Source organism: Pseudoxanthomonas sp. PXM02, from assembly GCF_014851805.1.
In the GTDB taxonomy this organism is placed as follows: Bacteria; Pseudomonadota; Gammaproteobacteria; order Xanthomonadales; family Xanthomonadaceae; genus Pseudoxanthomonas_A.
In genome coordinates, this window is sequence record NZ_JACVAK010000001.1 from 437,818 (window position 1) to 450,786 (window position 12,969).

Consider the following 12,969-nt stretch of genomic DNA (forward strand, 5'->3'; position numbering starts at 1 on the left):
AACAGTGCTTTACACGCCGCATGAGGCTCCGTCAGAAGCATAGCTTGGGAACTCCAACATCAGGACTCGCCCAAGAGCCTTAGGCCAGCAAATCCGGATGTCGTACCTGCCCCTCTCCGCGCACCACAAACCGCTCCACCGTCAGTGCTTCCAGACCCATAGGGCCATACGAATGCAGGCGCGTGGTCGAAATCCCGATCTCCGCACCCAACCCCAGTTCGCCGCCGTCCGAGAAGCGCGACGAGGCATTGACCATCACCACGGCTGACCGCAGTGCGTTGAGAAACTTCTCCGCATGGACGGGATTGCGAGTGACGATGACCTCGGTATGGTCCGACGTATAGCGACGGATATGCGAGATGGCAGCATCCAGGTCGTCGACTACTCCAACCGCGATCACCAGATCGAGGAACTCGGCGGCAAAATCGTCGTCCGTCGCACTGGTCGCATCCGGCATCAGCGCCATGGCTGCCGCATCCGCCCGGACCTCGACGCCGCGCGCGCGTAGCGCCTCGGCCGCACGCGGCAGGAAGGTCGGTGCGATATCGCGGTGGACCAGCAGCGTCTCCAGCGAATTGCAGGCGGACGGACGCGACACCTTGCCGTCCAGCAGCAGCGCCAGCGCCAGATCCTCGTCCGCACCCGCGTCCACATACTGGTGGCAGACGCCCTTGTAGTGCTTGATCACCGGCACGCGCGCGTGTTCCGCGACAAAGCGGATCAACCCCTCGCCACCGCGCGGGATCACCAGATCGACGATATCGCTGAGCTGGATCAACTCCAGGATCGTCTCGCGGCGCAGATCCTCGACCAGCGTCAGCACCGCGTCCGGCAAGCCGGCTTCGCGCAACGCGCGCTTCAAGGCCGCCGCGATGGCGGTGTTGGAATGGATCGCCTCCGAGCCGCCACGCAGGATCACCGCGTTGCCGGCCTTCAGGCACAGCGCCGCCGCATCCGCCGTGACGTTCGGGCGCGCCTCGTAGATCATCGCGATGACGCCCAGCGGCACCCGCACGCGTTCGACATGGATGCCGTTAGGACGATCGTAGGCGCGGGTCACCTGCCCGACCGGATCCGGCAGTTCCGCCACTTCACGCACCGCGCTGGCAATGCCCTGCAGCCGCGCACTGTCCAAGCGCAGGCGATCCAGCATGGCGCTACCGATGCCTTTGGCTGCAGCCGCCTCGACGTCCTGCGCATTGGCCGCCAGGATCAGCGCCTCGTCGGCCAGCAATGCGTCGGCCATCGCCTGCAGCAGCGCATTCTTCGCCTCGGTCGGCAATGCCGCGATGGCGTGGGCCGCATCGCGGCATTGCAGGGCTTGCTGGGTGATCTGGCCGGTCATGGGGTTTCCGTCTGCGTGCTCACACCAGGACCAGGTCGTCGCGATGGACGACGTTCTCGCCGTAGGTGTAACCGAGGATGCCTTCGATGTCGCGCGAGTGGCGGCGCGCGATGCGGCGGATATCGACCGCCGAGTACTGGCTGACACCGCGCGCGATACGGCGGTCGCCGGCCTCGTCGCGCAGCACCAGCTCGACCATGTCGCCACGGCGGAAATCGCCTTCCGCCGTCGCCACGCCACCGGGCAGCAGCGACGCGCCCTTCTGGCTCATCGCAGTCGCCGCACCGGCATCGACCACGATGGCCCCCGATTCGACGGGCACGTTGCGCAGCCAGTACTTGCGTGCGGCCAGACGGTTCTGCGCCGGGCGAAAGCGCGTGCCAAGCAGCGCGCCGCGCGCCAGCGTGGAGACGGTCGCGGCCTGTGTGCCGTTGAACAGGAAGGTCTCGATGCCGGCTGCCGCTGCCTTGGCCGCGGCTTCCAGCTTGGTATGCATGCCACCGGTACCGACGCCGCTGCCAGCGCCGCCGGCCATGGCGAAGAACTCCGGCGTCAGCGCCTCGACATCCAGGATCGGGCGCGCATCGGCGTGCGTGCGCGGATTGGCGGTGTAGAAACCATCGATGTCCGTGGCGATGAACAGCGCATCGGCGTCGATCAGCGCTGCGACGACCGCAGCGAGATTGTCGTTGTCGCCGAGCTTCAGTTCATCGACGGAGACGGTGTCGTTCTCGTTGACGACGGGCAACGCACCCAGCGCCAACAGTTCCTGCAGCGTGGCGCGCGCATTGAGGTAACGGCGGCGGTTGCGCAGGTCGTCATGGGTCAGCAGCACCTGCGCCACGGGACGGTCGAAGAACCGTTGCCACAGCGCGATCAGCTGCGCCTGCCCCAGCGCGGCCAGCGCCTGCCGTTCTGCCATCGCCACGCCGGCCTGCGGCTTGCGGTGCAGCAGCCCGCGCCCCGCGGCCACGGCGCCGGACGACACGATCACCACTTCGCGCCCGGCGGCGATGCTGGACGACACGAACTGCGCCAGATTCAGCGCATGGCGCGGGCTCAGCCCCTCGCCCTCGGCTGCCAGCAGGCTGCTGCCCACCTTCAGCACGGCGCGACGCCAGGCCGGCAACGGTTGTTCGGAGAACGGAAGCGGCGTGGCGTGCGTCATGGGTCAGCTCAGCGTGTGTTCCATTCGTAGACGGTGAGATCGGACGTGCCGGTCAGCGCCAGGGGATCGCGTTCCGCGATCGCCCGCGCCTCTTCCAGCGACGCGACATTGACCAGCACGTAGGCCCCGCCGCTCTTGTCGCTGAAGCCGCCGGTCATTTCCAACTGGCCAGCAGCGCGCAGTTCATCCAGGAACGAAAGATGCGGCGCGATGACGGCGTCATCGAACGACGGACGACGCATCGCCATGACGAGGTAGCGGATCACAGGGCGTCCCAGCGGGCGAGCAGTTCGTCCAGGCGCAGATCGGCGGCCGCGCCAGGCGAGACGCGCGCGGCTAGGCTGCCTTCCGGCGTACGTCCCTGCCCTGCGCTGTCGGCCGATGCGGCGGCGGCCTTGTAGGCTTCGCGGAACGGCACGCCCGCGACCGCGGCTTCGACCGCAACGTCGGTGGCGTACATGCCGGAATCGATCGCGGCGCGCAGTTTGTCTTCACGCCAGCCCAGGTTGGCCAGCAGCGCCGGCAGCAGTTCCAGCGCCGGCAGGCCGCGGCCGAAGCCGTGGAAGATCGCGCCCTTGCTGGCCTGCAGGTCGCGGTGGTACCCCGACGGCAGCGACAGCAGTTGTTCGATCTCCATGCGTGCGGCGGCGACGCTGGCGTGCGTGGCGCGCATCAGCTCGATGACGTCGGGATTGCGCTTGTTCGGCATGATCGAGCTGCCGGTGGTGTACTGCGCCGGCAGCGCAACGAAGCCGAATTCGGCGCTGGTGAACAGCGACAGGTCCCAGGCGATGCGGCGCAGATCCAGCGTGGCGGCGCCGAGCGCTTCCAGCGCGGCCAGCTCGAACTTGCCGCGCGAGAGCTGCGCGTAGATCGGACTGACCTGCATGCGCGCGAAGCCGAGCGCCGTCGTGGTGTGCTCGCGGTCCAGCTTGAGGTTGACGCCGTAACCGGCGGCGGTGCCGAGCGGATTGGCATCGACCAGCTTCAGCGTGTCGCGCGCGCGGATCGTGTTGTCGATAAAAGCCTCGGCCCAGCCCGCCCACCACATGCCGGCCGACGAAACGACGGCGCGCTGGATGTGGGTATAGCCGGGAATCGGCAGGTCGCGTTCGGCTTGCGCGCGGTCCAGCGCGACTTTGGCGATCTCGCGCGACAGCACGGCCACGCGCGCCAGCTTCTCCTTCAGCCACAGGCGCGTGGCGACCAGGATCTGGTCGTTGCGGCTGCGGCCGGTATGGATCTTGCGGCCGGCATCGCCCAAGCGTTCGGTCAGGCGCGCTTCGATGGCGGAGTGGCCGTCCTCGAAACGCTCGTCGAGCACGAAGTCGCCGCGACGGAAGTCATCGGCGAGGACCGCCAGTTCGCGCTTCAGCCCGGCCAGTTCGTCGCCCGACAGGATGCCGGTGCGCTGCAGGCCTTCGGCATGCGCCGCGCTGGCCTGGATATCGTGCAGGAAGAACTCGCGGTCCAGCACCACATCGTCGCCAGCCAGGAAACGCTGGATCTCCGCGTCCACCGCCACGCCGGGCTTCTGCCACAACAGGTCGCTCATGCCGTCGTCTCCTGCGGAATGCTCTCCAGCTCGTCGAAGCCGAAAGCAAGATTGAGGTTCTGCATCGCCTGCGTCGCCGCGCCTTTGAGCAGATTGTCCAGCGTGGCGACCACGACCAGCCGCTTGCCGCCCGGCGCCAGGGTGAAACCGCCGATCTCGACGCCGTGCCTGCCGGCGATCCGGCTGACCCACGGCGCTTCGTCGAGGATGCGGATCAGCGGCTCGGACGCGTAGCGCTCGCGGTACAGCGTGCGGACGTCGTCGATCTTGATCGCCTGCTGAAGCCAGATATTGACCGTCATGGTGATGCCGCGGAAATGCGGTGCCACGTGCGGCATGAATTCCACCGGCACACCGAGCTGCCGGCTGACCTCGCGCTCGTGCATGTGGTCGGTCAGTGCGTACGGCATCAGGTTGTCGCGCAGCAGCTCGGTGTTGTTCTTGTCCGACGGCGAGGTGCCCGCCCCGGAGTAGCCCGACACGCCGAAGCACTGCGGTGGCCCCGCCAGTCGATCGAGCAACGGCGCAATGGCCAACTGCATAGCCGTGGCGTAGCAGCCGGGATTGCTGATGCGCTTCTGTCCTGCGTACTTCCCGCGGGTCAGTTCGGGCAGGCCGTAGTACCAGTGTTCGTCGAAGCGGAAGTCGGCCGACAGGTCGACGACGACCGTGTCCGGCGCCTGCGCATCGATGGCCGCGACCAGTTCGGCAGCCTTGCCGTTCGGCAGCGCCAGAATGACGGCATCGGCGCCCTTGCCACCGACCTGCTCGTGGCTCAAGGTCTCGTAGCGCAGCTCGCCCTCGAATCCGGGGATGTGGTCACTGACCTTCTGCCCGACGAGCTCGCGCGAGGACACGAAGGCCAGTTCCAGCTGCGGGTGGCGGGCGATCAGGCGGATCAGTTCCGCGCCGGTGTGGCCGCGGGCACCGACGATGCCGACGGTCTTCTTGCTGCTCATGGGGATTCCTGTGCGTGCTGCGCCAGCCGGGCCTGCAGGTTGCGTTTCACCGCGGGCCACTCACTGTCGATGATGGAAAAGACGACGGTATCGCGCGGCGACCCGTCGGCGTGGCGCTTGTGGTTGCGCAGCACGCCGTCCTGCTTGGCGCCCAGACGGGCGATGGCCGCGCGCGAGCGATGGTTGAACCAGCTGGTCTCGAACACCACGCTGATGCAGCCCAGGGTTTCGAAAGCATGCGTCAGCAGCAAGAGCTTCGTCTCGGTGTTGACGCCGGTGCGCTGGACGTCCGGCGCATACCAGGTGTAGCCGATGCTGAGCTTGGGCACGTCCGCTTCCAGCCCGTAAAAGCGCGTACTGCCGACCACGCGACCGGCCGCATCCCGCACCACGAACGGCAGCACGCGGCCGTCGGCCTGTGCGGCCAGCACGGCATCCACGTAGCCCTCCGTGTCTTCCGCCTTCGGCACCTGGGTGAACCACAGCGCGGCTAGCGTATCGCCCGCCAACGCGTCGCGCAGGCTGTCGACATGGTCGCGCGACATAGGCTCCAAGCGCGCATGCCGGCCTGCCAGGACCGGGACCTGCTGCCACGCGACGGGAAGTGAGGCCGAAGTCATGTCAGTCCTTCAGCGTCGGCAAGCGCGTGCGGCAATGCGCGACGCAGCGTTCGATGTCGCCAAAGTCCTCGATGCCGTACCAGAACACCTTCCACTTCTCCTGCTTGTAGCAGCCGTCCGATTCGGCGTAGTAGAAGATATTGACCTGGTTGTTGTGGCGCGAACGCCAGAACAGCTGCGGATTCTCCTCGCGCATCACGTGCCAGACCGCGCGACCCAGGCCTTCGCCCTGGGCATCGTCCAGCACCGCGAACTTGTCGAGGTAAGCGAAGCCCTCTTCCTGCGTCAGGATCAACGCGGTGCGGTAGTTCTCGCTGATATAGACGCGGTAAGGCGTCGTCCGCTCGAAGTAGTCCGGCAGCAGCGTGCGGCCGAAGCTGGATTCGATCAGCGTTTTCAGGCGTGGCAGGTCCACGCCGTCCCAGCCGTTCTGGAAGCGCAGCACGCGTTCGCCGCGGCGTACGAGCGTGCCGGAACCGCGATGGGTGAACAGTTCCTTCGCAAGTTCTGCCGGCTTGGTGATAGACACCGACGAGGTCAGCGGCAGGCGATCCAGCAGGTCCTTGATCTGTTCGATCTTCACCCGCATGCCGCCGTTGATCCACGGCTGCGCCATCAGCTCGTCGTACTCGGTGGACAGGTTGATCGAATCGATCACCCTGCCCTCGGCGTCCAGCAGGCCGCCGGTGCCGGTGAGGAAGATGATCTTGTACGGCTGCAGCACCTGCACCAGTTCGTTGGCGGCGAAGTCGGCATTGATGTTGAGGATCTGCCCGCCGACGGTCTCGCCCATGCTGGCGATTACCGGGATCGAACCCGCCTTCAGGCTGGCCTCGATCGGCGCCTGATTGATGCGGGTGACGTCGCCGACCAGACCGTAAGTCGCCTGGTCCTTGTACTCGGCTTCGAACACGCCCGACACGATGGACGTCGCGCGTGCGCCGACCTGCTGCAGCGCTTCCACCAGCGCCAGGTTCTGCTGCAGGAACACCTTGCGCACGATGGCCAGGACTTCCGGCGTGGTCACGCGCAGGCCGTTGACGGTCTGCTTGGTGATGCCGGCGGCCGTCATCTCTTCGTCCAGCTGCGGGCCGGCGCCGTGCACGACGATCGGCGTCAGGCCGACTTCCTGCAGGAACGTCAGCGACGACGTCAGCGCTTCCAGATCGTCGCGCAGGACTGCGCCGCCGACCTTCACCACCGCGAAGCGCTTTGCATCCAGCTGCGAGAAGCGCTTGACGTACTGCGAGATCTCCTTCGCGCTGGCCATGCTGGACAGCAAGCGGATGATGGTCTGGCGGGTTTGCTTGTTCGATTCCATGTCTTCTTGCTTTCGTAAGGCGGGCCTCGGCCCACCGTCATCGATGTTGTGCATGACGAGCCAAGGCCCGCCATGCATAGTTATTCGAGAATTCGGACCACGCTGTCGGCGTAGCGCTGCAACTGCTCCAGTGATACCCATTCGTCGGCCGTATGCGCCTGGGCGATGTCGCCCGGACCGTAGACGAACGCGGTGAGACCGGCGGCCGAGAACAGCGAGGCCTCGGTCCAGAAGTCCACGGCATTGCCGATCGGCAGGCCGAGTTCGTCCGCGAGATCGCGCGCCGCCAGACGGCGCTCTTCCGCACGGGCAACATCCCCGGACGGCAGCGACGGACCGCGGAAGGTCTCCTCGTACTCGGCCAGCGCATCGGCATTGGCGAAACTACGGAACGTGGCGTGCAACTGATCCATGTCCTGCGACGGCAGCGGGCGGAAGCCGAAGCGGACTTCCGCACTCGGCGCGATCATGTTGGCCTTGATGCCGCCTTCGACCCGGCCGATGTTGAAACGCAGCCCGGTCAGCCCGCCGAAGCGCAGATGATGCTGGTCCTGCACGAAGTCCAGCGCCGTCGTACCCCAGCGCATCGCGTTGTGCAGCGCGCTGAGCGACAGCGCGTTCTCGGCCGACGCATGACCCGCCTGACCAGTGAAGGCCATACGCACGGCACTGATGCCGCGATGCGCGAGCACCGCTTCGCAGCGGGTCGGCTCAGCGATGATCGCTTCGCCGAAGCCGTGGTCACGCGCCAGGAACGCCGCGATGCAGCGTGCATCGTTGGCTTCCTCGTCCGTGGTGAACAGGAAGGCCGCATCGCCCTTGGTCACCTGCGCGGCGGCCACCAGCGCCGCCGCCGCACCCTTGATGTCGCAGGCGCCGAGGCCGATGGCGCGATCGCCGTCGATCCGCAGCACATGCGGACTGGCGGTCCACGCCGGCGACGACGGCACCGTGTCCAGGTGCACGTTGAACACCCGCTTCGGCTGACCGCGCACGGCGAAGAACGACACCGCGCCCGCGCCGTGATCGATCACTTCGATAGCGAAGTCCGGAAGCTGCGTGCGCAGATAGTCGAATATCCCGTCCGTGCCGATGTCGCGCGGCGGATTGCGGGTATCGAACGACACCAGCTTTTCAAGGTGTTGGAGAACGGATTGCAGCATTGCGTGTCTTGTCCGTGATCGATCAACGTTCCGTTCGTCATCCCGGCGAACGCCGGGATCCATCTCGCTTCTGCCTTTTAAGTTTCCGGCAGATCAACCTGGATTCCAGCTTTACCAGCCATACGGCTGTTGAGATCCGCTGGAATGACGGGATTTCTTCCCTCGGCTCAGCGATTGATCTCGGCCCACAGGGTCGAGCTCATGCCGAACAGCTTGATGAAGCCTTCCGCTTCTTCCACACCCCAGTCGGCCGACTGCGCGTACGTCGCGCCCTTGGCGTTGAGGATGTGCGGCGACTTCACGGCCACCGCATCGACGCGGCCACCGCGGGTCTCCAGCACCACTTCGCCGTTGACGATGGACTGCGACGACTGCAGGAATGCTTCCAGGTCGGCCTTCAGCGGGTCGTGGTAGAAACCTTCGTACACCAGTTCCACCCACTTGCGCGCGACCTCGGGCTTGAAGCGGTTCTGCTGCTTGGTCAGCACGGTCTCCTCCAGCGCGCGGTGCGCGGCCAGCAGCGACACCAGGCCGGGCGCTTCGAACACGATGCGGCCCTTCAGGCCGATCACGGTGTCGCCGGTGTACACGCCACGGCCCACGCCATACGGTGCGAACAGGGCATTCAATTTCGCCAGCAGCGCGGCGCCGGCAACCGGCTGGCCGTCCAGGCTGACGGCTTCGCCGTGCTTGAAGCCGATCGTCACGCGCAGCGGTTCCACCGGCCACTCGGCACGCGGTGCGCACCAGCCACGCGCGCCTTCGCCCGGCGCTTCCCACTTGTCGATCTCGCCGCCGGACATCGTCAGGCCCAGCAGGTTCTCATTGATCGTGTAGCTCTTCTGCTTGGCGCGCACGCCGAAGCCGCGCTCTTCCAGGTACGCCTGCTCGTAGGCGCGGGTCTGGGTATGCTCCTTCTGGATCTCGCGGATCGGCGCCACGATGCGGTAGTCACCACTGGCTTTGACCGCCAGGTCGAAGCGCACCTGGTCGTTGCCCATGCCGGTGCAGCCGTGCGCGATGGCATTGGTGCCCAGCTCGGCGGCGCGCTTCAACGCGGCGTCGACGATCAGGTAACGGTCGGACACCAGCAGCGGGTACTGGCCCTGGTAGCCCTCGCCCGCCCACACGAACGGTTTGACGAAGCCGTCCCAGATCGCGGGACCGCCATCGACGGTGACATGGCTGGCCACGCCCAGTTCGGCGGCGCGCTGCTCGATGAAGGCGCGCTCTTCGGCATCCACACCGCCGGTGTCGGCGAACACGGTATGCACGTTCCAGCCGCGCTCCTTCAGATAGGGCACGCAGAAGCTGGTGTCGAGGCCGCCGGAAAAGGCGAGGACGATGTCTTTGGAGTCGTGAGGCGTGGTCATCTTGGAACTCTCGTAGGGTGGGCCTTGGCCCACCGGATGGGGGTGTGATGCAGGTAGGAGCAGCGGGCCTGGGCCCGCCTTACTTGATGAGGGCCGCCATGATGGCCTTCTGCACATGCAGGCGGTTTTCGGCTTCGTCGATGGCGATGCACTGCGGCGAATCCATCACGCCGTCGGTGGCCTTGACGTTGCGACGCAGCGGCAGGCAATGGCTGAAGACGCCGTTGTTGGTCAGCGCCATCTTCCGCTCGTCGACGATGAAGTGCTTGTACTGGTCGCGGATCGGCTTCTCGGGCTCCCAGTTGCCGAAGAACGGCAGCGCGCCCCAGCTCTTGGCGTACACGACATCGGCACCAGCGTAGGCGCTGTCGATATCGTGGCTGACCTGCAGCGAACCGCCGCTCTCGGCGACGTTCTGCTCGGCCCAGCCCATGTAGCGCTCATCCAGCACATAGTCCGGCGTCGGGCACAGCAGGGTCACGTCCATGCCCATGCGCGTGGCAATGGTCAGCGCCGAGTTGGCTACGGCGGTGTTCAGCGGCTTGGGATGGTAGGTCCAGGTGAGCACGTACTTCTTGCCGCGCAGGTCCGACGTGCCGAAGTGCTCCTGCAACGCCAGGGCATGCGCCAGCTCCTGGCAGGGATGGGTGATCGTCTCCATGTTGATCACCGGCACCGGCGAGTACTTGGCGAACGACTTCAGCACGATGTCCTCGCGGTCGTAGGCCCAGTCGACGAACTTCGGGAACGCGCGCACGCCGATCAGGTCGACGTAGCGGCCCAACACCTTCGCCACCTCGGCGATGTGCTCTTCTGTGTCGCCATCCATCACCGTGCCCAGGTTGAACTCGATCGGCCACGCATCCTTGCCCGGCTGCAGCACCACCGCATGGCCACCCAACTGGAACGCGCCCAGCTCGAAGCTGGTGCGGGTGCGCATGGAGGGATTGAAGAACACCAGCGCGATGGACTTGCCCTTCAGCGCGTCGCCCAGCTTGTTCTGCTTGTAGAGGGCGGCCTGCGTCAGCAACGCATCGAGGTCGCTACGGCTCCAGTCCTGCGTGTTCAAGAAGTGCTTCATTACGGCATCCTGGTTTCGGGAATGTGGCAAAACGGACTTCAGAAACGAAAAAACCCAGCCTCTGGCTGGGTTTCCGGTGAACAGGCGACGACGTCCGGGGTACCCAGCTAGATGCAGGATTCCGGTCGACGCGCACGCGACGTCATGCTCGAGGCCTGGGAGGCCGCGCTGTCAGCATGGGCGTGTGCGTTCATCTTCATGGGCGCGAATGCTCGCATGTGCTGCGGCGCAGCGCAAGGCCGGATTCGGTTGCGTGTGCAACCGTGCACAGAATCAGGGACCGCTCGCCGTGGGTTGGGCAGGCGCGATGTAGGGCACCACCGAGATACGGATGCGCAGGCGGTTGCCGGGATCTTCGGCCAGACGCGAGCGGTACTTCACGCCCTTGTAGATGTAGTCCACGTCATAGGCGATCGGGCGCTGGAACTCGCGCTCGATCGGCACCGTGCGGCAGTTGACCTTCATCGTGGAGGGCGGTGCCAACGGCGCCGACGGCTCCGGCTCGTCGCCACCGAACCAGCCGCGCACCGAGTTGACCATCCGGTTCCAGCGACCCTCGTCCTTCGCCGGCGCGGGCACCTCGGCCTTCGGCGCGGGCACTTCGTCGCAGCGCTGCTCGGTGCGGGTCGCCCGCAGGGTCTGGTACACCGGCTCGACGCTCAGCACCTGCGCATAGTCCAGACGGACGTTCTCCGTCGGGATCACCCGCTCCTGCGCCACGACAGAGGTGGCAAGCAGGCAGCAGGACAGGAGAAGGGCGGTGCGGAGGCGGAGCATGTGGCCTGTAGGTGGGATCCCGGTGTCACAGTTTAGGGACGGCGCCTTGAGTGGGGCTGAACATCGGCCTCCCGAGCGGTCGCCGGACCCTCGCATGCGGCTCAGGCGTTAGAATTCCACGGCTCTCCCCTGCCCTGTCCCCATGACCCTGCGCCTGCACAACAACCTCACCCGCCGGGTCGAGGACTTCGAACCGCTCGGCCCGATCCCCACGATGTACGTCTGCGGGCCCACCGTCTACAACTACGTCCATATCGGCAATGCGCGTGGCCCCGTCGTGTTCGGCGTGCTGGCGGCCCTGCTGCGCCGCCGCTTCGGCCAACTGCGCTACGCCCGCAACATCACCGACGTGGACGACAAGATCAACGCCGCGGCCAAGGACCTGGGCGTGGCGATCTCGGCCATCACTGACCGCTACGCCGCCGCCTACCGCGAGGACATGGCCGGCCTGGGCGTGACCGGTGAGTTCGCCCCGGACATCGAACCGGCCGCCACCGACCACATCGGCCACATCATCACGATGATCGAGCAGCTGATCGCTGGCGGACACGCCTACGCCGCCGAAGGCCACGTACTGTTCTCGGTGGGCAGCTTCGCCGAGTACGGCAAGCTCTCGCGTCGCGATCCCGAGGAAATGCTGGCGGGCGCCCGCGTCGAGGTCGCCCCGTACAAGCGCGATCCGGGCGACTTCGTGCTGTGGAAACCTTCCACCCCGGATCTGCCGGGCTGGGACTCGCCCTGGGGCATCGGTCGCCCGGGCTGGCATATCGAATGCTCGGCGATGGCCGCCGCCCACCTGGGCGAGACCATCGACATCCATGCCGGCGGCGTGGACCTGCAGTTCCCGCACCACGAGAACGAAGTGGCGCAGAGCGAGTGCGCGCACAAGCATGCCGACGGCTCGCACAAGACGTTCGCCCGCTTCTGGGTGCACAACGGCATGCTCAACTTCGGCGGCGCCAAGATGAGCAAGTCGCTGGGGAACATCGAGAAGGTCCACGACCTGCTGCAGCAGCATCCGCCGGAAGGCCTGCGCTATGCGTTGCTCTCGGCCCACTACCGGCAGCCGCTGGACTGGTCCGAGGCGCTGGTGGAGCAATCTAAGAACACGCTGGACCGGTTGTACGGAACGCTGCGCGACCTGCGCGATATCGACGCCGTCGCTGTGACGCCGCAGTTCATCGAAGACATCCTGGACGACGACCTCAACACCCCGCAGGCGCTGGCCGAAGTGGCCCGTATCGCTGCCGAGGCACGCAAGGCGACGGACGAGGGGGAGAAGCAGCGACTGAAGAGCGAACTGCTCGGCGCGGGTCGGGTGCTAGGCCTGCTGCAGCAGGATCCGGCCGAATGGTTCGGTCGCGGTACCTCCTCCGACGACGATGCCCGCATCCAGGCGCTGATCGACGAACGCGTGGCAGCGAAGCAGTCCCGCGACTTCGCGCGCTCCGACGCCATCCGTGACCAGCTGGCCGCCGAAGGCATCCTGCTGGAAGACACGCCGCAGGGCGTGCGCTGGAAGCGGGCGTGATGCCCTCCCTTTCCTGCTCCCTCCGGGAGAAGGTGGCGCGAAGCGCAGGATGAGGGTTTGGCGCAGTCCCGATGCC

Annotated in this window: 12 protein-coding genes; 1 reads left to right on the top strand and 11 read right to left on the bottom strand. The window is 66.4% G+C overall.

What is annotated here, in order from left to right; all coding sequences use genetic code 11:
- Positions 1-79: 79 nt before the first annotated feature.
- The 11 genes from IB225_RS01955 to IB225_RS02005 form a co-directional block, all read right to left on the bottom strand.
- Entirely contained in the window at positions 80-1,345 is a 1,266-nt protein-coding gene (locus IB225_RS01955) for a glutamate-5-semialdehyde dehydrogenase (RefSeq protein WP_192309266.1), read from the bottom strand.
- Between the two features lie 19 nt (positions 1,346-1,364).
- The gene (proB, locus tag IB225_RS01960) at positions 1,365-2,513 is read right to left on the bottom strand and encodes a glutamate 5-kinase (RefSeq protein WP_192309268.1); all 1,149 of its coding nucleotides are present in this window, start codon (positions 2,511-2,513) and stop codon (positions 1,365-1,367) included.
- A gap of 8 nt (positions 2,514-2,521) precedes the next feature.
- Positions 2,522-2,761 carry a YciI family protein gene (locus IB225_RS01965; protein ID WP_192310815.1) on the bottom strand — a complete coding sequence of 80 codons (240 nt, stop codon included), beginning with the start codon at positions 2,759-2,761 and terminating at the stop codon, positions 2,522-2,524.
- Between the two features lie 14 nt (positions 2,762-2,775).
- Positions 2,776-4,068, bottom strand: coding sequence for an argininosuccinate lyase (argH, locus tag IB225_RS01970; RefSeq protein WP_192309270.1), 1,293 nt, complete (start codon positions 4,066-4,068; stop codon positions 2,776-2,778).
- A complete protein-coding gene (gene argC / locus IB225_RS01975; protein WP_192309272.1) occupies positions 4,065-5,027 on the bottom strand; it encodes an N-acetyl-gamma-glutamyl-phosphate reductase in 963 nt (320 codons plus the stop codon). Before argC ends, argH begins: the two co-directional genes overlap by 4 nt.
- Positions 5,024-5,647, bottom strand: coding sequence for a GNAT family protein (locus tag IB225_RS01980; RefSeq protein WP_192309274.1), 624 nt, complete (start codon positions 5,645-5,647; stop codon positions 5,024-5,026). The genes argC and IB225_RS01980 overlap by 4 nt, the downstream gene beginning before the upstream one ends.
- A gap of 1 nt (position 5,648) precedes the next feature.
- Positions 5,649-6,968, bottom strand: a complete 1,320-nt coding sequence (locus tag IB225_RS01985; protein WP_192309276.1) for an acetylglutamate kinase — start codon at positions 6,966-6,968, stop codon at positions 5,649-5,651.
- Between the two features lie 80 nt (positions 6,969-7,048).
- The gene (locus IB225_RS01990; protein ID WP_192309278.1) at positions 7,049-8,131 is read right to left on the bottom strand and encodes an acetylornithine deacetylase; all 1,083 of its coding nucleotides are present in this window, start codon (positions 8,129-8,131) and stop codon (positions 7,049-7,051) included.
- Positions 8,132-8,298: 167 nt separating this feature from the next.
- Positions 8,299-9,504, bottom strand: a complete 1,206-nt coding sequence (locus tag IB225_RS01995; protein ID WP_192309280.1) for an argininosuccinate synthase — start codon at positions 9,502-9,504, stop codon at positions 8,299-8,301.
- A 79-nt stretch (positions 9,505-9,583) separates the two neighbouring features.
- Complete coding sequence (locus tag IB225_RS02000; RefSeq protein ID WP_192268709.1) at positions 9,584-10,585, bottom strand: N-acetylornithine carbamoyltransferase; 1,002 nt, start codon at positions 10,583-10,585, stop codon at positions 9,584-9,586.
- 273 nt (positions 10,586-10,858) lie between these two features.
- Positions 10,859-11,362 carry a hypothetical protein gene (locus IB225_RS02005; protein ID WP_225583188.1) on the bottom strand — a complete coding sequence of 168 codons (504 nt, stop codon included), beginning with the start codon at positions 11,360-11,362 and terminating at the stop codon, positions 10,859-10,861.
- A 142-nt stretch (positions 11,363-11,504) separates the two neighbouring features.
- Here IB225_RS02005 and cysS point away from each other — a divergent pair, with 142 nt between their 5' ends.
- Complete coding sequence (cysS, locus tag IB225_RS02010) at positions 11,505-12,893, top strand: cysteine--tRNA ligase (protein ID WP_192309282.1); 1,389 nt, start codon at positions 11,505-11,507, stop codon at positions 12,891-12,893.
- Positions 12,894-12,969: the final 76 nt, after the last annotated feature.